Below are 21,436 nucleotides of genomic sequence, written 5' to 3' on the forward strand. Positions count from 1 at the left end.
CGCCACAAGGGGGGTTCACGGATGTGATCGGAGTTCTCTGGACTGACAAGCCGGGAACGATTTGGTAAGACGGGTTCATGTCAATGAATCGACGATCGTTCATGGGCGCGGTCGCGGCGGGCGCGGCCCTGGGACCGAACGCGGCCACGGCCGCGGGGGCACTGGACCGGAAGGGCGCCCTCATCGGTCCAGCCGGGCCGCGGGGCGACGATGACGACGGCTCCGATATGTGGCTCCGCTACGTGCCCGTCCGCGATCCGCACCTGCTCAGGCAGTACCGGCGGCAGGTGACCGCCGTCGTCGTGGAGAACGCCGACCGGAACGCTTCGTACCGCCACACACCGGACCTGAGCATGGCTCCGGGATCGACCGAGCGGCTGATGGCATCCACCCTGGAAGCGGCGAGGGAGGAGCTGGTCCGGGGCCTGAGCGGGCTGCTGGACCGGCCGGTACGGGCACTGCCGCGGCCGGGGGCCGTCCCGCCCGACGGCGCCGTCGTCGTGGGGACCCCGGAGAGTTCACCAGCCGTGCGCCGGTTCCTGCCGGCCGGCGAACTGGAGGGCGTGGGCCGGGACGGCTTCGTCATCAAGTCGGTCTCCCAGGGGCGCCGGGCGTTCACCCTCATCGGGGCCACGACCGAAGTGGGCGCACTGTACGGCGCGTTCGCCTTCCTGCGGCGTGTGCAGACGCACAAGCCGATCACGGGACTGGCGCTCACCGACACCCCGAAGATCGCCAACCGCCATCTGAACTACTGGGACACCGAGCGCCTCTACGCCGGCAACGACGAGCAGGGAACGGGCGGGCTGCACGGCGAGAACGGCGCGATCTTCAACTTCGCCGCGACCGGCGCCAGCGCCCCGCTGAACCTGCCGGCCGTCCTCGACCGCTACCTCGTGGCGGCGCGGGCGATGGCTTCCGTCGGGATCAACGGGATCACCATCAACAACGTCAACGCCGACAACTCCTACCTCACCCCCGCGTACATCGCCCAGGAGGCCGCGCTCGCCGACGCGCTGCGGCCGTACGGAATCAGGCTCGCCCTCTCCATCCGCTACGCGGCTCCCATGGACGGCCGCTTCGCACCGGACACGCTCACCGAGGAGCAGATGGCGCCCACGGACCCCGGCTTCCGGGCCTGGTGGACCCGCAGGGCCCGGCGGATCCAGGAATCCATACCCGACTTCCTCGGGTTCACCGTGAAGGCCAACTCCGAGGGCCAGCCGGGCCCCCAGGACTTCGGCTACGACCACGGAGACGGCGCCAACGGCATGGCGACCGCCGTGGCACCTCTCGGCCTGAAGATCTACTGGCGGACCTTCGTCTACAACCCCGACGTCGACAGCGACCGGCTGAAGCGCGCCTACCTGGAGTTCGGTCACATCGACGACGAGGCCCAGCCCGACGGAACCACCGGCCGATTCCTGGACAACGTGTTCCTCCAGACCAAGAACGGCCCCCTGGACTTCCAGGCCAGGGAGCCCGTCCACCCGATGTTCGGCCGGATGGAGAACACCAACCAGGCCCTGGAGCTCCAGATCACCCAGGAGTACACCGGCCAGAACCGGATGCTCTGCTTCCTGGCTCCCATGTGGGAGGAGATCCTCAAGACCGACACCCACGCCACGGACGCGCGGGGCCGGCCCCTCGACAGGCGCCTGGTCGGCCACGTCGTGGACGGAACGGCCCAGGGGCACTCGGACACCGCCGTCGTCGGCGTGGCCAACCTGGGCAACGCCGACAACCTGACCGGACACCACTTCTCCCAGGCGAACCTGTACGCCTTCGGCCGCCAGTCCTGGGACTGGACCGCGGACTCCGCGGACATCGCCGTCGACTGGGTGCGGATGACCTGGAGCAACAGCCGGAACGTCGTCGACGCGATCGTCTCCATGATGATGGGCTCCTGGGAAGCGCTGGTGAGCTACCAGACCCCCCTCGGGATCGCACACCAATTCACCGCCGACGTGCACTACGGCCCCGGCCCCTCGGAAGCACATCTCCCGCGCGAGGACTGGAACCCCGTCTATTACAACAAGGCGGACAGCGTCGGCCTCGGCTACGACCGCTCCCCCTCCGGAAGCGACTTCACCGCCCAGTACTCCCCCACCCTTCAAGCGGCCTACGGAGACATCGGCACCGTCCCCGAGAACCTCATGATGTGGTTCCACCACGTGCCCTGGGACCGCCCCATGAGCAGCGGCAGGATCTTCTGGGACGAACTCGTCCACCACTACTACTCGGGCGTCCGGTACGTCAGCGGCATGCGCCGGACCTGGGATTCCCTGGAACCCTGGATCGACGCGCGCCGGTTCGCCGAGGTCAGGGCCAAGCTGGCGCTCCACGAGACGGACGCGGCCGACTGGCGGGACACCTGCGTGGGTTACTGGCAGCGGTTCAGCGGCAGGGACGTCCGCGTACCGGGCTGAACCGCGCCCGGCCGCGTGTACGGGACGAACGGTGGGATCAGGCACGGGCCCGGGCCAGGTGCGGGTTGTCCGCGAGGTCCAGCACGGTCTTGCCGCGGGCGCGCTTCGCGTCGAAGCGGCGGTGGGCGTCGGAGATCCGCGGGAACGGGATGGCCTCCACCGGGAGCACCAGCGAGCCGTCCGCGACGCGCGCCAGCAGTTCGTCCATCTGCTCCGTGAGGTAACGGGCCTGCACGAGCGGGATGCCGTACGGGACGGTCGACGGCACCAGCGTGATCGCCTGCCCGCCCGCGCTCCGCACGGCGGCCGCGTACCGGCCGGCCTCAGGGGAACCGGCGAGGTCGATGGACGCGGTCACCGTGCGCTCGCCGGCCGCCGCGGCCAGCGCACGGTCCAGGGCCTGCCCGTAGACCACCGGGACGGCGCCCAACCCGCGCACGTACTCCTGGTTGGCGGCACTCGCCGTGCCGATCACGTGCAGCCCGCGGGCGACCGCGAGCTGCACGAGCACGGTGCCCACACCGCCGGCGGCGCCGTGGACCACCACGGTGTCGCCGGCCGGAAGGTCCAGCGCGTTCAGGGCGGTGAGCGCGGTCTGGCCCACGCCGCTCAGGCCGCCGGCGAGGTCCCAGCCGATGTCAGCGGGCTTGAGCCGGAGCCGCGCGGGGTCGGTGAGCACCAGGTCGGCGTCCGCGCCGGAGACCAGCCAGCCGATGACCTCGTCACCGCGCCGGTAGTCCTGGCTCGCCGAGGCGAGGACGACCCCGGCGAACTCCACACCGAGCAGCAACGGGGTGGGGCCCCCGTAGACGCCGGCCCGGCGCTGGGCGTCGACCGGGTTCAGCCCGCCTGTCCGGACCGCCACGAGCACCTGGCCGGGCCCGGGCTCCGGGTAGTCGTGCTCCTCGATGGTGATGACCTCCGGCGGACCGAAGGACCGTGCGACGGCGATACGTCCGGTGTAGCTCATGGCTCCGGCCTCTCCTCGGGGGCGGGATCTCCGCCGGCTCGATGTATCTGTAAACACAGATATCTTGCCGGTCATTCCCGGGGTCCGTGCCACCGCCTGCCACACCCGTCACCTGTCGGGCCGTCACTTGCGCGGGAGGGCCTCCTCGGACGTGACCACACCTTCGGCCTCCTCGAAACGCCGCGTGAACTCCAGCAGGGGCGCGACCTCCTCCGGGCGCACCAGGGGTGCGAACTGCTCCAGGAGGTCCTGCCGGTGAGCCGCCCCGGCCCGCCGGCTCAGCCGCAGGCCGTCCGGCGTGAGCGCGATGAGAACCACGCGGGCGTCCTCGGGATAGGGGGCGCGCGCGACGAGCCCGCGCTCGACGAGGCGGCTGAAGAGGTTGGAGGCGGAGCCGGAGCTGTACGCCATCTGCGCGGCGAGCCGGGTGGCCCGCATCCGGTGGTCCGGGGCCTCCCGGAGCACGCCGAGGACCTCGAACTCGGCCGCCGTCAGGTCGAAGTCCTTCTTGAGCCGTGCCGTCAGCCGCAGCCACATGGAACGCTGGGCGTACAGCATGCTGCGCCAGATGCGCTCGCGGTCCCATCCGTCATCGGCGCCCTCGTCGGTCATGCTCTCCTCACCACTCACCACTCACCACTCACCACTCACCACTCGCCGGATACGTCGTACGCCGTCGACGAGCGGGCCTGTCCGATCACTCCGGAGCGGCGAGGCACGCCTCGTCGCGACGGCCGGTGCCCGAGTACGAGGATCGCGAACAGGGCACCGCCGGCCGCCCGCGTGCCCGTCGCTCCGCGCATCGCCCAGAGCCTAGTCTCGCGTTTTCACGGGGCGGGCCGTCCACCCGGTGAAAACGCGAGGCTGGTTCCGGTCAACTGCATGAGCCTCCCGACGGCAGCGGCAGCTCTCTACGTACCCACTGCGCGTCGGTCGACGGCGCGGCCGTAGCGACGATCCGGGGTGCTCCGAGGGTGGCGGCACGGCCGCGGCGCGAGGTGGGTGGGCCGCGCGCCGCGGCTGTTCCCGCGTCAGAGGTGCGGGGTCATGCGCTGCAGGAGACGGTGGGCCAGTTCCAGTTGCCGTTGGCCTGGATGGTCACGCCCCAGTTGTTGCCGCTGCCGTTGGGCCTGGCGACGAGTGTCTGGCTGTCGGGATAGCTGGCGCTGATGTTCCAGGTCGCGATGATCTTCGCGGGCGACGGGACGTTCATCCTGACGGTCCAGTTGCCGGCGCCGGACGTCGCGACGTTCAGGTTGTACCGGTCGCTCCACCTCTCCCCCGCGGACAGCGTCGAGGTGCAGGCGCCCGGTTCGCCGGGATCGCCGCCGCCGGTACCGTCCAGCGTGATGTTGGAGCTGCCGCTGCTCTGGTAGCCCTCGGTTGCCATGATCATGTAGTAGTTGAAGCTGCCGAGGTTCATCCCGGCGCGGGACCAGGCGTCGAAGTGGTTGCCGGTGTTGATGGTGCCGCCCGTGCGCCTGCCCCGGTTGACGCTCCAGTACTGCGGGAAGGTCTGGTTGCCCTCGACGGACGGGGCGTTGTAGCGCATCGTCCGGTAGAGGTCGTAGGTGACGCCGTCGCTGGTCACCGAGCCCCGGTTCTCGCCGGTGGGCCGGTAGGTGCCGTAGCTGTCGACGATGTAGTACTCGACGAGCGGGTTCGAGGTCCAGCCGTAGAGGCAGAGGTAGCCGTTGCCGGACGGGCTGAAGCTGCCGGAGTAGTTCACGCTGCGGCGGCTGCCGTTGCTCCAGCCCTTGCCGCAGACGAAGTTGCCGGTGTTGCGCCACGAGGTGCTGTAGTTGCCGCCGGACCCCATGGTCATGGAGACCGTGTTCTGGCTGTCCGTCCAGAACGAGTAGTAGTAACCGTTGTGCGTTCCGGTCTGGTTGGTGGTGACGGTCTGCGCGTGCGCCGTGCCCGGCAGCAGCAGCGGCGATGCGGCCACGGCCAGTGTGCCGGCGCCGCCGACGACGAATCGTCTTCGGCTGAGCGAGCGGGCGGGATCGTGGTGCTTGTCCATGCTTCCTCCTCGACAAGGGCTGGAGAGGGGCAGGCAGCGTGATGAGACGCGACGAACACGTCGGCGGGATGCGGCTGGTCGTCCTACGGCCCCGGACCGGTGGGCCTCGTCCCGGTGGCGACGCGAACCGACGGTGGCGAGCACCTGTCGATGCCATGACAGTTTCGTCAGGGTGTGCCACGCCGTCAATAGTTTCTGCCCGTCCAGCGCAAATTTCGCTCGGTCCTCAACTCGCCATCCAAGCAGCTCACTTGCGACCCAGACCGGGAACCTCCGGTGAGCTGGGACGAAGACATGGGCGGACGTCACGCGTCCAGCTACCCGAAAGTTTCGACAACGGCGTGGATCTCCGCCGTCCCGCCTCCCGTCACCAGCGATGTTCGATCCTTCGTACATCATTCGGAACATCCTGTGCGCGAACCCACGGGCCCGGCAGCCGGCCACGACGGCACCGGGCGCTCGACCGGGAACCGCTCGACCGGCTTGAACTGCGGCAAGCCACCCGCCATCGCGGCCGAAAATTTCTGCTCAACTGACGAATCATGCGGGGAGGGTTGACGCCGCCCGCCGGTTCCCTATCATCCAGGTTGCTCAATATCTCGGTCGTTGTTCGAGATTGCGAACAGATCGACCTGACCCTGACGCGCATCCGCACCGCAACGGCAGCCGCCGTCGAACCGGACCGGCGAGCCCCGGTCAGCCCGGTGCGCCAGGGCCGCTTTGAACCGCACCGGACGACCCGTCCGGACAGCCTCGGACGGGGCCGACCGGAACCGCTCGCTCAAGGATGAGGAGGTCCCCATGCGCAGACGAAGTTCCAGCCGCAGACACCCGTTGGTGGTACTCGCCACCGCGGTCGCGGTCCTGATCGCGCTGGCGCCGGCGATCGGCGCCGGCCCGGCTCAGGCGGCAAGCAGCGGCGCCTTGCGCAGCGTTGCGTCCAGCCGGTGCCTCGACGTGTCGAACGCCAGCCAGACCGACGGCGCGTACCTGCAGATCTGGGACTGCTCGGGCGGGACCAACCAGCAGTGGACGCACACGGACGCCAACCAGCTCACCGTGTACGGAAACAAGTGCCTGGACGTTCCCGGCCATGCCACCACGCCCGGTACGCGGGTACAGATCTGGTCCTGCAGCGGCGGTGCCAACCAGCAGTGGCGGGTGAACTCCGACGGCACCGTCGTCGGCGTGGAGTCCGGGCTGTGCCTGGACGTCACCGGCGGTGCCACGGCCAACGGCACGGCGGTCGCGCTCTGGACGTGCAACGGCGGCAACAACCAGAAGTGGACCGGCCTGTCCGGGACGCCCGGTGGCGAGTGCGCTCTTCCGTCGACGTACCGGTGGTCGTCGACGGGCGTGCTGGCGCAGCCCGCGAACGGATGGGCCGCGCTCAAGGACTTCACCAGCGTGATGCACAACGGCAGGCACCTGGTCTACGGGACGACCGCCGGAGGGTCGTACGGCTCGATGGCGTTCAGTCCCTTCACGAACTGGTCGGACATGGCCTCGGCCGGCCAGAACGGGATGAACCAGGCCGCGGTGGCACCCACCCTGTTCTACTTCGCGCCCAGGAACGTCTGGGTGCTGGCGTACCAGTGGGGCTCGTGGCCCTTCATCTACCGCACGTCGAGCGACCCCACCAACCCCAACGGCTGGTCCTCGCCGCAGCCGTTGTTCACCGGCAGCATCTCCGGCTCCGGCACCGGCCCGATCGACCAGACGCTGATCGGCGACGGCCAGAACATGTACCTGTTCTTCGCCGGTGACAACGGCAAGATCTACCGCGCGAGCATGCCGATCGGGAACTTCCCGGGCAACTTCGGCTCGTCGTACACGACGATCATGAGCGACTCGACGAACAACCTGTTCGAGGGCGTGCAGGTCTACAAGGTCCAGGGCCAGAACCAGTACCTCATGATCGTCGAGGCGATCGGTGCGAACGGGCGGTACTTCCGCTCGTTCACGTCCTCCAGCCTCGGCGGTTCGTGGACCCCGCAGGCCACGAGCGAGAGCAACCCCTTCGCGGGCAAGGCCAACAGCGGTGCCACCTGGACCAATGACATCAGCCACGGCGACCTGGTCCGCAACAACCCCGACCAGACCATGACCATCGACCCCTGCAACCTGCAGTTCCTCTACCAGGGCAAGTCCCCCAACGCGGGCGGCCCCTACGACCAGCTTCCCTGGCGGCCGGGCGTCCTCACCCTGCAGCGCTGACCCGCCCGGTCCGCGGTGATCACGATGCGCCGCGGACACCGGCGGGCCTGGACTCACCATGGCGAGGAACCCCGGCCGCACGTCGGCCGGGGTTCCTCTTCCGGACCTCCGGTCCGGGATCAGCCATCGGCCGGGGCACGCGGGCCCGGCGGTGCCGTCGACGCGCGTGCGACCAGTTCCGTGGCGAGTTCGATGTGGTGGGACTCCACCTTCTCGCCGTTGGCCAGGCGGAGGGCGGTGCGCAGGGCGACGCCGCCCATCTCCCGCAGCGGCTGGCGTACGGTCGTCAGCGGCGGCGACGCCGTCCGGGCCAGGAGCGTGTCGTCGAAGCCGACCACGCTCAGGTCCTCCGGGATGCGCAGGCCACGGGTGCGGGCGGCCTCGATGACGCCGAGGGCGATCTCGTCGTTCCCCGCGAACACCGCCGTCGGTTGCTCTTCGAGGTCCAGCAGTGCCGCGGCGCCGGCCAGGCCGGCCTGGAAGGTGAATTCCCCGGTCCTGACGTAGGCGGGGGGCACGGGCGCTCCCGCCGCCTCCATGGCGGCGCGGTAGCCGTGCACGCGGGCCTGGTTGCACGCGGCCGTGGCCGGCCCGCCGAGGTGGGCGACGCGGCGGTGGCCGAGGGAGAGCAGGTGCTGGGTCGCGGCCAGGCCGCCGGCGAAGTTGGTGGCTCCTACGCTGTTGACCCGGTGGTGCGGCAGGTGCAGCGGGTCGAGCACGACCGCGGGGAGCCCTGCGCGGGCCAGCGCTTTCAGGTGCGCTTCGGTGTAGACGCTGGTGACCCCGATGAGGGCGCGGCGGCCGGCTGTGACCAGGTCCCGGGCCCAGTGCGGGGCTTGGGACGACGTGCCGATCACCACCGAGGCCCCCAGCTCGGCGGCCGCGTCGACGATGCCTTCCACCGCCTCGGCCACGTACGGCCTCAGGCCGCCCGCGAACTGCACTTCGATGGTCGGGCTCTGCGGGCCCTCGGTGTGGCGGAACACGGGCGCGAAGTAGTCGTGCCGGTGCAGCAGTTCCAGGACCCGGGCGCGCGTCTGAGGCGCTACGTCGCTTCGGTCGTTGACCACCTTGGACACGGTCGCGACCGAGACCCCCGCCGCCCGGGCGATGGTCGCCAGCGTCGTGCGCCTAGCGTCCGTCGGCATCGGCTCCCCCCTGCTGTCCGTCCACCGGCGTCGTGAGCCGCCGGTCGTGGCCGACCACACGGGTGGCGCCGGTCAACCGTACGGCAACCCGGCAGGGGAGATCCGCCGCGGAGGTGCCGAGGAGCACCTCGACCTTCCCGGGTTCGACGATCCGCCGCAGGTCCCGGCCGGTGAACGCGGTCCGGTCGGCATGCACGTGGAACCGGACCCGCGCGCTCGCGCCCGGCTCCAGCCGGACCTGGGCGAAGCCGGCCAACTGCCGGGCCGGCCGGGTCACCTGGGCGACGGGGTCGCGCAGATACAACTGGACGACCTCGTGGCCGGTCCTGGCACCGGTGTTGCGCACCCGCACCGATACGGCGAACTCACCGTCGGTGGGTATCTCGGCCGCGCTCACCCGCGGGTCGTCGATCTCGAACGTGGTGTACGACCTGCCGTAGCCGAAGGGGAACAGGGGCGTCGGGTCGATGCTGCTGATGCCGTGGCTGTCGCCGCCGAGCGGTGGCTGCAGGTACGTGCCGGGCTGGCCGCCCGGCCGGCGGGGGATCTGCACCGGCAGCCTGCCGGCGGGCTGGACCCGGCCGGACAGCACCCCCGCGATCGCCGCCGCGCCTTCCTGGCCTGGCATGAACGCCTGGACCAGACCGGCGGTGCGGGGATGCACCTCGCCCAGGGCGTACGGGCGGCCGGAGACCACCACGACGATCACGGGCGTCCCGGTGGCGAAGAGGTCAGCGAGCAGGTCGGCCTGCACGCCGGGCAGCCGCAGATCCTCGGCGTCGCAGCCCTCGCCGGACGTGCCGTTGCCGAACATGCCCGCGCGGTCACCCACCACCGCCACGCACAGGTCCGCTTCGCGGGCCGCGGCCGCCGCGGCGGCGAAGCCGGAGCGGTTGCCGCCGGACACGTCGCACCCCGGCTCGTGGACGATCTCGGTGTCCGGGAGTTCGCCGCGCAGTGCGTCGAGGACCGTCGGCGCCGCCACGCCGAGGCCCAGGCCCGGATGACGGGGCAGGACGTGGTTGGGGAAGGCGTAGCAGCCCATGAGGGTACGCGCGTCGTCGGCGCACGGCCCGATCACGGCGAGCCGGGCCGGCGCGGTACGTCCGGCGCCGAGCAGCGGCAGTGCGCTGCCCGCGTCGAGCAGGACGACGGACCGCTCGGCCAGTTCGCGGGCCAGATCCCGGTTCCCCGGTGAGTCCAGATCGACCTCGGCGGCCCCGGCGACCGAGCCCTCGGGGGTCCAGCCCGGATCGAGCAGCCCGAGCTGGACCTTCTGGGTGAGCAGACGGCGCACCGCCCGGTCCACCAGCGACTCGGGCAGTTCGCCGCGGCCGATGCGTTCCACGAGGTGCCGGCCGAAGCCGACGGTGTCGGGCAGTTCCACGTCGATGCCGGCGCCGAGCGCCAGTACGCCCGCCTCCTCGGTGTCCGCGGCCACCCCGTGCATGCCGGCGAGGAACGCGACCGCCCCGTAGTCGGAGACGACGGTGCCGGTGAACCCCCAGTCGCCGCGCAGCAGATCGGTCAGCAGCCAGGAGTCGATACCCGCCGGGACGCCGTCCACCTCGGAGTACGCGTTCATCACGGAGCGGGCCCCGCCCACCGCGATGGCCGTCTCGAACGGCGGCAGCATGACGTCCGTCAGCTCGCGGCGGCCGAGGGACGCCGGCCCGTGGTTGCGGGCGGCGCGGGACGCGGAGTACCCGGCGAAGTGCTTCAGGGTGGCGATGACGCCGGCGCCCTCCAGGCCGGCGACATAGGCGGCGCCGAGCATCGAGACCAGGTAGGGGTCTTCCCCCATGGTCTCCTCGACGCGGCCCCACCGGTAGTCACGGACCACGTCGAGGACCGGGGCGAGCCCCTGGTGCACGCCGACCGCCCGCATGTCCCGCCCGATCGCGGCACCCAGTCGTCGCACCAGATCCGGATCGAACGCCGCCGCCCAGGCGAGGGCCGCGGGATAGACCGTGGCGCCGTAGGTGGTGAACCCGGTGAGGCACTCCTCGTGGACCAGCGCGGGGATGCCCAACCGGGAGCCCCGCAGGACCGTGTGCTGCGACCTGACGAGCTCGGCGGCCCCTTCGACCGGGGTCACGGGCCGGCTGCCGTACACCCGGGTGAGATGGCCGAGGCCGTCCCGGCACGCCTCGGCCAGGGGGACGTTCCCGGACTCGAACACGTCCTGGATCGGCGCCACTCGGTGTTCCGCGGCCCGCTCGTCGCCGTCTTCCCGTACGCGCGCCGTGCCGTTGCCGATCCAGCGGCTGCCGAGCTGCGCGACCTTCTCCGCCGGCGTCATCTCGGCCAGCAGGGCGTCGACCCGTTCCGGTACGGGCAGCGACGGGTCCCGCCAGCGGTGCGTGCCCCAGCCCGGCACCGGTGGTGAGTCAGCCGTGGGCATCGCGCACTCCTCTGCACTCAATCCGCGGATCTCGAAACTTTTTCGGCTCCTGCCGGGACCGTCGAGGTCGCCTCCATCCGAGAGTACGCGTACAGACCTTGCCCTACAACGGACTTACGCATGCCTTGACAGCCGTATACCCGATACCTAACTTGCACCCACGAAGCGCAATGCACTCAGAAGTTTCGAAAAGTTTTCAGCCATCGCCCGCCGAAAGCTGACGGCCCGCTAGTGCGGAGAACACACATGGAGATCCACCTGTCTCGTCGTACCCTCCTCGGCCTGGCGGCCGGTATGCCGGCCTCCGCGGCGCTCGCCGCCTGCGGCTCGTCCGGCCCCGGCAAGGGCGGCGACGGCGGCACGGCCACGTACTGGCACCTGAGCGGGCAGCCTCAGGAAGGCGTCAGAACCGGAGCGGTGGAGCGGTTCAACGAGGCCGGCTCCACAGGCCGGATCGAGGTCACCACCTTCGAGAACGACGCGTACAAGACGAAGATCAAGACCGCCATCGGGGCCGGGAGGGCGCCCACCATCATCTGGGGGTGGGGCGGTGGCACGCTGCGCAGCTACGTGCAGGCCGGCCAGGTCGACGACCTCACCCCGTGGTTCGACGAGAACCCCGAGGTCAAGAACCGGCTCTTCCCGTCCTCGTTCGGCGCGGCGACCGTCGGCGGCCGTATCTACGCGATGCCGTTCGAGAGCGTCGAGCCGATCGTCCTGTTCTACAACAAGCGGGTCTTCGACGACGTCGGCGCGGAGCCGCCCCAGTCCTGGGACGACATCATGGCCCTGGTGCCCAGGTTCAACGCGGAGGGCATAGCGCCGTTCTCCCTCGGCGGCCAGTCCCGGTGGACGAACATGATGTGGCTGGAGTTCCTGTTCGACCGCATCGGCGGCCCCGAGGTGTTCCAGGCCGTCTTCGACGGCGAGAAGGACGCCTGGTCCCACCCGGCCGCCATCGACGCGCTGACCAGGGTGCAGGACCTGATCAAGGCGGACGGATTCATCAAGGGCTTCTCCTCGATCACCGCGGACTCCAACGCCGACCAGGCGCTGCTGTACACGGGCAAGGCCGCGATGATGCTGCACGGCTCGTGGTCGTACGGCATCCAGCAGACCGAGGGTGGAGACTTCGTCTCCGGCGGCGGCCTCGGCTTCATGAACTTCCCACCCGTGGAAGGCGGCAAGGGCGATCCGGGCAACTCCGTCGGCAACCCCGCCCAATACCTGTCCATCTCCTCGAAGGCCAGTGCCGAGCAGAAGAAGATCGCCAAGGACTTCTTCGCCACCGGTGTCCTGACGGACGACGAGGTGAAGGCGTGGATCGACACCGGGGCGGTGCCGATCGCGAAGGGCTCGGAGAAGCTGCTGGCCGCATCCGAGAGCGCCGAGTTCCTGGAGTTCGTCTACGGCATCGCCAGCAACGCGAAGACGTTCGGCCAGTCCTGGGACCAGGCGCTCAGCCCGACGGCCGCCGAGACGCTGCTGGACAACATCGCCAGGCTGTTCCAGTTGTCCGTCTCGCCACAGCAGTTCACCGACAACCTCAACGAGGTCATCGGCAAGTGAGCACCCTCACCGGCTCCACGGGGCGCAGGGAGCGGGGCGGCATCCTGCCCTGGCTGGCCGTGCCGGCGCTGCTGTTCTTCGTCGGCTTCGCCGTCGTCCCGCTCGTCGGCGTCCTCCTGCTGAGCTTCACGACGTGGGACGGCATCGGCGACATCCACCCGTCCGGGCTGACCAGTTGGCGTGCGGTGCTCACCGACCCCGGGCTGCCGCACGCCCTCTGGGTGACGTTCCTGGTGATGGCCGTGTCCTGGGCGGTCCAGACGCCGGCGAGCATTCTGCTCGGTACGTTCCTCGCCGGCCGGCAGCGCTACCGCGCCGTGCTGAGCCTCGTCTACTTCGTCCCGCTCCTGCTCAGCTCCGCCGCGATCGCGGTCGCGTACAAGGCGCTGCTTGACCCCAACTTCGGGCTGGGCGCCGGGCTGGGGACCGAGTGGCTCAGCAAGGACTGGCTGGGGCGCCCCTGGCTCGCGTTCGGCGTCGTCGTCTTCATCGTCTCCTGGCAGTTCATCCCGTTCCACTCGCTGATCTACCAGGGCGGCGTCCAGCAGATCCCCCGGTCGCTGTACGAGGCCGCGGCGCTGGACGGCGCGGGACGGATCCGCCAGTTCTTCAGCATCACTCTGCCTCAGCTCAAATACACCATCATCACCTCGTCGACGCTGATGGTGATCGGGTCGCTCACCTTCTTCGACCTCATCTTCGTCCTGACCGAGGGCGGCCCCGGAGACGCCACCCGGGTCCTCGCGCTGGACATGTACAAACGGGGCTTCCAGGCCAACCTGATGGGACCGGCCAGCGCCATCGCGGTCGTCCTCGTCCTCATGGGTCTCGCCATCGCCCTGCTGCTGCGCCGGCTCGGCGGCCGGGACGCCGGTGAGAGCCAGCTCGAGGGAGCCTGACGTGACCACCACGCCGACCAAACCGACCAAGCCGCAGCCGCGGAAGGCGACCCCCCGCGAACGGCGGCGACGCCCCGGCCCGAGCTCCCCCCGGCGCAACTGGCTCGGCGGTCTGGCCGGATGGCTCTGGCTCGCCGTCGTCGTCGTGCCCCTCTACTGGATCCTCGTCACCAGCCTCAAGGCCCAGAGCAACTACTACGCGAGCAACCCGCTGGCACCGCCGAGCGAACCCACGCTGGACAACTACGAGCTGGTCCTGGAGTCCGACTTCGTCAGCTACTTCGTGAACAGCGTCGTGGTCACCGCCGGCGCCGTCATCCCGGCGGTGACGGTCTCCTTCATGGCGGCCTACGCCATCGTGCGCGGCTGGCGCCTGCGGTTCCTGCGCGTGGTGAACGGGCTGTTCCTCATGGGCCTCGCCATCCCGCTGCAGGCGACGGCGATCCCGGTCTACCTGATCATCATCAAGCTGCAGCTCTACGACAGCCTGCTGGCGCTGATCCTGCCGTCGATCGCCTTCGCCATCCCGCTGTCCGTGCTGATCCTCGCCAACTTCATCCGGGACGTACCCAAGGAGCTGTTCGACTCGATGCGGGTGGACGGGGCCACCGAGTGGGGGACGCTGTGGCGCCTGGCGGCGCCGCTCACCCGGCCGGCCATCCTCACCGTGACCATCTTCAACGCGCTGACCATCTGGAACGGATTCCTGCTGCCGCTGATCCTCACCCAGAGCCCGTCCCAGCGGACTCTGCCGCTCGCGCTGTGGACCTTCCAGGGCGAGTACGGGGTCAACATCCCCGCGGTCCTGGCGGCCGTCGTCCTCACCACCCTGCCCCTGATCGTCCTGTACGCCTTCGGCCGCCGGCAGTTGCTGAGCGGTCTGACCGCCGGATTCAGCCGGTGAGCCCGGCCGAGCGGCTCCGCACCACGGCTCCCGCCGGCTCGAAGGGAACACCTCCCGTGCGCACGTACGACAACCCGGTGATCAGCGGGTTCCATCCCGATCCGAGCGTGTGCCGGGTCGGCGGCGGCTCCCTGCCGCCCTCCGCATGACGCACGCCGTTGCGGCCGGGTAAGACGCCCGCGTCCACACGCGTACCGACGGGGGGCGCGAGGACCTGACGCGCGGGCCTTTCGGGGCCGGCGGTCGGGCGGCCCGGCGGTTCTCGCCGGGCCGCCCTGGTGTGCAGGTCCGGCCGGGTCCGCGGCTTACGCGGGGCGGCCGACCTCGCTGCGGGCCGCGGCACGCCTGATGTCACGGGCTTCCTGCTTGGTGATCACACCGTCGTCCATGAGCGTGGCGGTCACCTCCCGTACGTGCCTGTGGAACTCGCCAGGATCGTTCCACGGTTGTTCTTCCAGGATGCGGTCGTTGATCGTGCACCCGCCGCCGACGGCGTAGTTCGTGACACCGCTGTCGACGTCGCCGACGACGACCGTCGCCCGCTGATCGGGAGTGGTGCACTCCCCCGGCTCGCCGGCCTTGCCGAACTCCATCCAGTTGACCCGCACCTGACCGTCCGGGAAGACGAGGTGCAGCGGGAACGTGCCCTCGGTCGGCTTCAGGTCCAGCGTCACGTTCTGCCAGGTTGCGGCGTCCTCGGCGAGCACGATGCGTCCGTCGTTGCCCTGTCCGGACGTGTCCACTGCCGCGGTGCCGCCGTCCTCGTCGAACCGGTACCAGGCGACGTTGCCGCCGCCGGCGTCACCGCCGGGGGCGGCGGTCAGCGACTGGATCTCGTTCTGGGTCAGGGCCCGGTCGAAGATGTTGAAGTCGTCGACCGCGCCGTCGAGCAGGGGATCCGCCGTCCACTGGGAGTCGCCGATCCAGTTCTGCGCCGTGGGGCCCAGATCCGACGGGTTCAGCGTGATGTTGTCGTTGGTTCCGACCGGCTCTCCGTTGAGGTACAGCGTTCCCTTCGTACCCGACAGCGTGACCGCGACATGCTGCCAGCCGTCGGCGGGCAGCGGCTGCGAGCCGTCGATCTGCTGCTCGCCGGAGCCGGTCGTGATCGCGAACCTCAGGTTCCCGCTGTTGCCGGCGCGCGGTGTCAGGAACATGTTGTTGTCGGTGCCGGAGCCGAAGTCGAAGATGCGGGCCCATGTCTGGTCACCGGACCAGTTCACCCACGCGGAGGCGGTGAAGTCCTCGGCACCCTCGACGATGCCCGTGGGCAGCTCCACCTTCTCCAGTTGCCCTGATCCGTTGAGCCGGACGGCGCTGCCGAAGCCCTCCGGACCGCCGGCCCGCGGCACCTCGACGCTGCCCTCGATCTGCGCGCTGCCCAGCAGTTCGCCGTCGGGCGCACCGCGCCGTACCTCGACCGTGGCGTCCCCGGCCGCCGCCGCACGGAACGTCACCTCGCCGACGCCGTCGAGGTTGTAGGGGTCGTACGACGCCCAGGCGCCGCCCCCGGCGGTGATCGCCTGACCGCCGCCGGTCTCCTCGTCGTTCGCACCGCTGACGCTGACGTCCGACGAGTCGCCGAAGTGCTCGACCTCCTTCCGCGTCTGCTGCAGGAAGTGCGTCACGCCGCCGGTGAGCGCAGGTGCGCCGGTCTCGCCGCCGAGGTCGGTGTAGCTGGCCGTCACCGTCAGCGCGATGTCCGCGGCTTCGCCGTGGTCCGCGTCGGTCTGGGTGGCGAGCACGCCTTCGCAGCCGTTCTGCACCTCGCCCGGATGCACGTGCGCGTTGCCGCCCTCGTCGTGGTAGAGGCCCTGCTGGACGGTCAGGCGCTCGCAGTCGATCGCGTCGCCCGAGCCGTCCTCGGCGTCCGACACCGAGGCTCTGAAGGGGATCTTGTCGCCCCAGTCGAAGACCTGACCGTTGTGTGGCAGCTCGATGGTCACCTCGGGTCGGGTGTTCCCCGCGGTGATGGTGATGTTGGAGCTGCTGGAACGTCCCGACGGGTCGCTGACCGTGAGCTGCGCGGTGTACTCGCCGGGCTCGGTGTAGGTGTGGGTCGGGTGGGGTTCGTCCGATGTCGTACCGTCACCGAGGTCCCACGCGTACGTCAGTTCGTCGCCGTCCGGGTCGTGGCTGCCCTCGCTGGAGAAGGCGACGTCCAGCGGAGCGGGTCCGGAGTCCTTGTCGACCGCGGCCTTCGCGACCGGGGTGCGCGCACCCTTGGTGTAGTTGATCTTGTAGAGGCCGGAGTCCGGGTTGACGTTCGCCCCGCCGTAGTTGAAGTCCATGCCCCACTCGATCAGGTACATCGCCCCGTCCGGCCCGAACTCCATGTCGTGCGGGCTGCGGAAGAGGGTGTTCGGCATGAACTGCTCGAAGCTCTTGTAGTCGCCGTTCTCGTCCAGCCGGAGCGCGCCGATCCACTTGCGCGACCACTCCATGACGAAGACCGCGTCGTCGTAGTACTCCGGGAACTGCCCGTCTCCCAGCAGTTCGGGGTCGTAGTGGTACACGTCGCCGGCGTACGCGGAGCGCCCGCCGCCCTGGGGAAGCTCCGGGAACTGCGGCGACTGCCCGTACGGGTACCAGACGAAGGCGTCCTTGGCCGGTGGGACGGTCTCCAGGCCGGTGTTGAACGGGGACGTGTTGGCCGGGCCGTTCTCGCAGTCGAAGGACTCGCCCGGGGTGCCGGCGCCGAAGTCCCATTCGCGGTACGCCTGGTTGTCGGCGATGCAGTACGGCCAGCCGTAGTTGCCCGCCTCGCGGATCTGGTTCCATTCGTCGTAGCCGCGCGGGCCGCGGTCGGCGTTGTCGCTGCCCGCGTCGGGACCGACCTCGCCGGCGTAGACCCAGCCGGTCTCGTCGTCGACGGCGATCCGGAACGGGTTGCGGTGGCCCATCGTGTAGATCTCGGGCCGTGTCTTGTCGGTGCCCGGCGGGAACAGGTTGCCCTCCGGGACCGAGTAGGTGCCGTCGTCCTCGGGTCTGATCCGAAGGATCTTGCCGCGCAGGTCGTTGGTGTTGCCGGAGGTGCGTCGCGCGTCGTAGGAGTGCTTGGCGTCCTCGCTGTCGTGGTCGTCGTGGACGCGCCCGTCGATCGGGGCGAAGCCGTTCGAGGCGAAGTGCGCGGTGTCGTCGCCGGTGGAGATGAAGAGGTTCCCCTCGGGGCCGAACCGCATCGAGCCGGCGGAGTGGCAGCACACCTCCCGCTGGTGCGGGATCTCCAGAAGGACCTTCTCGGATTCCATGTCCAGGCTGTCGCCGTCGGCGGTGAATCTGGAGACGTGCTGCACCTCGGGCGAGGGTGCGCTGTAGAAGAGATAGACCCACCCGTTCGTCTCGAAGCCGGGATCGAGGGCTATGCCCAGCAGCCCGTTCTCGTTGCCGCGGTGGACCGGGATCTGCGCGGCGGTCTGCACGGCGCCGGTCCCGGGGTCGTAGACCTTCACCGTGCCGCCCAGCTCGACGTAGAAGACCCGCCCGTCGGGGGCGACGGCGAGCTCCATCGGGTTGGCGGTGTTGTCGTCCAGCGCGACCTTCTCGAAGGAGGACTCCGTGGGGAGCGCTTCGCGCGGCTCGCCGCAGTCGCCCTCGGCGGCGCCCGCCGCCCACTGGATGCCGCCGAGGATGTGCCGGCGCAACTGCGGCTCGTCGTAGTCCTCCGGGCTGTGGCCCAGCGCCGAGTACCAGGTCCGGCCGCCGTCGAAGGCGGAGCACCAGGCGATCGGGTGGTCGTCGCCCATGGCGTCCGCCCCCGGCTTGTACGTCGATTCGTCCAGCGTGGCGAGGACGTGGACGTTCTCACGGGGGTTGGCGGTGAAGTTGTACCACTCGTCCTCGCGGACCCATGCGGCCGGCAGCCCCGCCGTCGACGGGTGATCGGGGTCCTCGATCCGTACGGTCGCCTCCTGGAACTGGTCGGCGCCGGAGGGGTGGCTCTTGAAGAACGCGCCGCCCATGAGATCGGACCACCAGGGCCAGTCCCTCTTGTCCATGTTCGACGACGAGTGCAGCCCGACGAATCCGCCGCCGCGCTGGATGTAGCGCTCGAACGCGTGCCGCTGGCCGGTGTCGAGGGTGTCCTCGCCGTCGGTGAAGAAGGCGATGGCCTCGTACCGCGCCAGCCCTTCGTCGGTGAAGACCGAGGCATCCCGGGTCTCGGTCACGGTGAAACCGTTCTCCTGGCCGAGCTGTTCGACGGCCGCGAGGGCGGACGGGATCGATTCGTGCCGGAAGCCGGTCGTCTTGTGGAAGAACAGCACGTCGTATTCCTGCTCGGTGTCCTGTGCCGCGCTGGTGGCCATTCCGGGAAGGAACGAGACCAGGACGGCCATCACCACCGTGAACAGGGCATATCTATGGCGTTGTCGCATAGTCCTCTCCGTCGCTTCGTTGCGGGTGCAGACGTAAGAAATCAAGGGGTACGCGGGCGCCCGGCGGACAGCGCGGCGAGGAAGGACAGCCCGTCGACGGCGATCGCGTCCTGGCTCGGTGCCAGTGCCCGCCAGATGGAGGCGGCCGTCGCGATCGTCTCGTTGTCGCCGGTGAACGACTCGATCACGAGCGGCCCCCGGTAGCCGGCCGCGTCGAGCGCGGCGAGGATGCCCGGCCAGTCGAGGTGGTCCGCGCCGGGGGCGCCCCGGTCGTTCGCGCACACCTGGACGTGCGCGATCCGGTCGCCCGCCCTCCGGACGGCCGCCGGGATGTCCTGCTCCTCGATGTTCATGTGGTAGACGTCCAGGGCGATCCCGCAGCCTTCTGCGGGCAGCCCCGCCAGCGCGTCCAGCGTCTGGCCGACGGTGTTGACCACGCTCGTCTCGTACCGGTTGAGGGGCTCGACCGCCACCGTGACGCCGGCCGCACGCGCATGCTCGACCACCGGGGCGAGGCCGTCCCGCAACTGCTCGTAACAGGCGCGCCGCTCCGCGTCGTCCATCCGCCAGGTGCGCCCCACCGAGGCGTAGAGCGGGCCGGCGACGACCGGCGAGGACACGGTGGCCGCCGCGTCGACCACGCGCCGCAGGAGGTCGCGCGTGGCGGCGATCGTCTCCCGGCCGGCCGCGACCAGTTCGCGCCCCGGTCCCATCGCCACGACGAGGGTGGCCGACAGCCCGAGCGAGTCGAGCAGCTTCGCCGCCCGCCCGGGGTCCCAGTCGCCGACGTTCTCCACCGGGAGTTCGATCACGTCGAAGCCCCACTCCCGGATGCGGGGCGCCAGCTCGGCCAGCCGGCGGTCGGTCAGGGGTGAGGTCCACACCCAGGTGTTGACCCCGAACGTCCTTGGCTCCGTCATCGGTTCTCCCATCGCCGTTTCCTTGGTCCGCCGCACGGCCGGGGCCGGACGTCTCACCGGAGTGCCCGGTCGGCACCGCCGACGCCGAGGTACCTGCTCTGCAGGTCCGGCCGGTCGAGCAGTTCGTCGCCGGTGAACTCGGCCTCCAGCCGGCCGGAGACCATGACGAGCTGCCGCCGGGCCATCCGGACCGCGGCGCGCAGGTTCTGCTCGACGACGAGTACGGCCACCCCTTCGTCGACGAGGTGGTGCACGACGTCGACGAGGACGTCGACGATGGTCGGGGCCAGCCCTTCGGACGGCTCGTCCATCACGATCAGGTGCGCGTTCAGCAGCAGTGCCCGTCCCACGGCGAGCATCTGCTGCTCACCGCCGGAGAGCGCGGCACCGCCGTGCTTCTTGCGCTCGGCCAGCCGGGGGAACAGCTCGTAGACGGCCTCGGGGGTCCATCGCTTGGCGCGGGCCCGCCTGGCCAGCATGGCCAGGTGCTCGTCGACGGTGAGCGACGGGAACAGCCGCCGACCCTGCGGGACGTAGGCGATGCCGGCGCCCGCGATCCTCTCCGGCGTCCGGCCTTCGACCCGCTCGCCCCGCAGCCGGACCTCCCCGCCCGACGCCGGCAGGAATCCGACCAGGGTGTCGCAGAGCGTGGTCTTCCCCATGCCGTTGCGGCCGACGATCCCGACGGCCTCGACGCCCATGCTGAAGCTGAGTTCCTCCAGGACCACGGAGGCGCCGTAGCCGGAGCGCAGCCGGCGAACGTCGAGGAGCGGTTCCGTGCTCATACCGGCGCCTCCGTGCCCAGGTAGATCCGGTGGACGTGGGGATCGGCGCGTACCTGGGCCGGGGTGCCGGCCGTGACCTGCTCCCCGTCGGCCATCACCACCACCCGCTGGGCGATGCGGAACGCCACGTCCATGTCGTGCTCGATGAGCAGCAGGGTCAGCTCCTCGCCGAACGACTCCAGGAGTTCGGCGAGGCGTTCGCGCTCGCCGCGCGACAGGCCGGACGCCGGTTCGTCGAGCAGCATCACGTCCGGCTTCGTGGCGATCGCCATGCCGAGTTCGAGCTGGCGCCGCTGCCCGTGGGCCAGTTCCCCCGCGGTGACGTCGAGCCGTCCCGCCAGCCACACCCGGTGCGCCACGCCGGCGGCCTCGTCGCTCAACCGCCGATCGGCGGACGACCGCCACAGCGCCCGGTGCCGGCCGTGCCGGCCGGCGAGCGCGAGGTAGATGTTCTCGCGCACCGTGAGACCTGCCAGGGCCCGGGCCTTCTGGTACGTCCGTGCGACGCCGAGGCGGGGGCGGTAGCGCGACGGCCGGTGGACGCACTCGACGCCCTTGATGACGACGGAGCCGCCGGTCGGCGTGACATCGCCGGCGATCACGTTGAACAGGGTGGTCTTTCCGGCTCCGTTCGGTCCGATGATCGCCAGCCGCTCGCCCCGCGCGATGGCGAGGTCGATACCGCGCAGGGCGAGCAGGCCGCCGAACGCCACCGTGAGCGCGCGGACCTGGACGACGGGCATCCCGCCGCCCGGCTCGTGCGGCGCCGTGCTGGTGTGGGCCATGACCGGG

The 21,436-nt window shown here is 70.3% G+C and carries 14 protein-coding genes; 5 read left to right on the plus strand and 9 right to left on the minus strand.

The annotated features are described in order from the left end of the window. Positions 1 to 83: 83 nt before the first annotated feature. A complete protein-coding gene (locus tag ACFYVJ_RS14505) occupies positions 84 to 2,429 on the plus strand; it encodes an alpha-glucuronidase family glycosyl hydrolase (RefSeq protein WP_388890675.1) in 2,346 nt (781 codons plus the stop codon). A gap of 37 nt (positions 2,430 to 2,466) precedes the next feature. On the opposite strand, the gene ACFYVJ_RS14510 is transcribed toward ACFYVJ_RS14505, so the two are convergent. The 3 genes from ACFYVJ_RS14510 to ACFYVJ_RS14520 form a co-directional block, all read right to left on the minus strand. Then, on the minus strand, positions 2,467 to 3,399 hold the full coding sequence (locus ACFYVJ_RS14510) for an NADP-dependent oxidoreductase (protein WP_388890677.1): 933 nt from the start codon (positions 3,397 to 3,399) through the stop codon (positions 2,467 to 2,469). Between the two features lie 123 nt (positions 3,400 to 3,522). Continuing rightward, positions 3,523 to 4,011, minus strand: coding sequence for a MarR family winged helix-turn-helix transcriptional regulator (locus ACFYVJ_RS14515; protein ID WP_388890680.1), 489 nt, complete (start codon positions 4,009 to 4,011; stop codon positions 3,523 to 3,525). A 433-nt stretch (positions 4,012 to 4,444) separates the two neighbouring features. Continuing rightward, on the minus strand, positions 4,445 to 5,422 hold the full coding sequence (locus ACFYVJ_RS14520; RefSeq protein ID WP_388890683.1) for a glycoside hydrolase family 11 protein: 978 nt from the start codon (positions 5,420 to 5,422) through the stop codon (positions 4,445 to 4,447). 801 nt (positions 5,423 to 6,223) lie between these two features. On the opposite strand from ACFYVJ_RS14520, the gene ACFYVJ_RS14525 reads away from it, so the two are divergent. Next, positions 6,224 to 7,639, plus strand: a complete 1,416-nt coding sequence (locus tag ACFYVJ_RS14525; protein WP_388890686.1) for a non-reducing end alpha-L-arabinofuranosidase family hydrolase — start codon at positions 6,224 to 6,226, stop codon at positions 7,637 to 7,639. A 119-nt stretch (positions 7,640 to 7,758) separates the two neighbouring features. On the opposite strand, the gene ACFYVJ_RS14530 is transcribed toward ACFYVJ_RS14525, so the two are convergent. Together ACFYVJ_RS14530 and ACFYVJ_RS14535 are read right to left on the minus strand one after the other, a co-directional pair. Next, the gene (locus ACFYVJ_RS14530) at positions 7,759 to 8,787 is read right to left on the minus strand and encodes a LacI family DNA-binding transcriptional regulator (RefSeq protein WP_388890689.1); all 1,029 of its coding nucleotides are present in this window, start codon (positions 8,785 to 8,787) and stop codon (positions 7,759 to 7,761) included. Beyond that, a complete protein-coding gene (locus ACFYVJ_RS14535; RefSeq protein ID WP_388890692.1) occupies positions 8,771 to 11,191 on the minus strand; it encodes a glycoside hydrolase family 3 N-terminal domain-containing protein in 2,421 nt (806 codons plus the stop codon). Before ACFYVJ_RS14535 ends, ACFYVJ_RS14530 begins: the two co-directional genes overlap by 17 nt. A gap of 246 nt (positions 11,192 to 11,437) precedes the next feature. Here ACFYVJ_RS14535 and ACFYVJ_RS14540 point away from each other — a divergent pair, with 246 nt between their 5' ends. From ACFYVJ_RS14540 to ACFYVJ_RS14550, 3 genes are read left to right on the plus strand one after another with little or no spacing between them, the layout of a single operon-like run. Continuing rightward, positions 11,438 to 12,760, plus strand: coding sequence for an extracellular solute-binding protein (locus ACFYVJ_RS14540; RefSeq protein WP_388890695.1), 1,323 nt, complete (start codon positions 11,438 to 11,440; stop codon positions 12,758 to 12,760). Further along, on the plus strand, positions 12,757 to 13,659 hold the full coding sequence (locus ACFYVJ_RS14545; RefSeq protein ID WP_388890698.1) for a carbohydrate ABC transporter permease: 903 nt from the start codon (positions 12,757 to 12,759) through the stop codon (positions 13,657 to 13,659). The genes ACFYVJ_RS14540 and ACFYVJ_RS14545 overlap by 4 nt, the downstream gene beginning before the upstream one ends. Before the next feature lies 1 nt (position 13,660). Further along, positions 13,661 to 14,563, plus strand: coding sequence for a carbohydrate ABC transporter permease (locus ACFYVJ_RS14550; protein ID WP_388890701.1), 903 nt, complete (start codon positions 13,661 to 13,663; stop codon positions 14,561 to 14,563). 305 nt (positions 14,564 to 14,868) lie between these two features. On the opposite strand, the gene ACFYVJ_RS14555 is transcribed toward ACFYVJ_RS14550, so the two are convergent. Genes ACFYVJ_RS14555 through ACFYVJ_RS14570 form a run of 4 tightly spaced genes read right to left on the minus strand, consistent with a single transcriptional unit; the run spans position 14,869 to position 21,429 of the window. Continuing rightward, complete coding sequence (locus ACFYVJ_RS14555; protein WP_388890704.1) at positions 14,869 to 18,939, minus strand: ThuA domain-containing protein; 4,071 nt, start codon at positions 18,937 to 18,939, stop codon at positions 14,869 to 14,871. Positions 18,940 to 18,980: 41 nt separating this feature from the next. Next, positions 18,981 to 19,859 carry a sugar phosphate isomerase/epimerase family protein gene (locus ACFYVJ_RS14560; protein WP_388890706.1) on the minus strand — a complete coding sequence of 293 codons (879 nt, stop codon included), beginning with the start codon at positions 19,857 to 19,859 and terminating at the stop codon, positions 18,981 to 18,983. Between the two features lie 53 nt (positions 19,860 to 19,912). Continuing rightward, the gene (locus tag ACFYVJ_RS14565; RefSeq protein ID WP_388890709.1) at positions 19,913 to 20,644 is read right to left on the minus strand and encodes an ABC transporter ATP-binding protein; all 732 of its coding nucleotides are present in this window, start codon (positions 20,642 to 20,644) and stop codon (positions 19,913 to 19,915) included. Next, positions 20,641 to 21,429 carry an ABC transporter ATP-binding protein gene (locus ACFYVJ_RS14570; protein ID WP_388890712.1) on the minus strand — a complete coding sequence of 263 codons (789 nt, stop codon included), beginning with the start codon at positions 21,427 to 21,429 and terminating at the stop codon, positions 20,641 to 20,643. Before ACFYVJ_RS14570 ends, ACFYVJ_RS14565 begins: the two co-directional genes overlap by 4 nt. Positions 21,430 to 21,436: the final 7 nt, after the last annotated feature.

Origin of the sequence: Streptomyces sp. NPDC004134 (genome assembly GCF_042874195.1) — a bacterium.
In the GTDB taxonomy this organism is placed as follows: domain Bacteria; phylum Actinomycetota; class Actinomycetes; order Streptomycetales; family Streptomycetaceae; genus Streptomyces.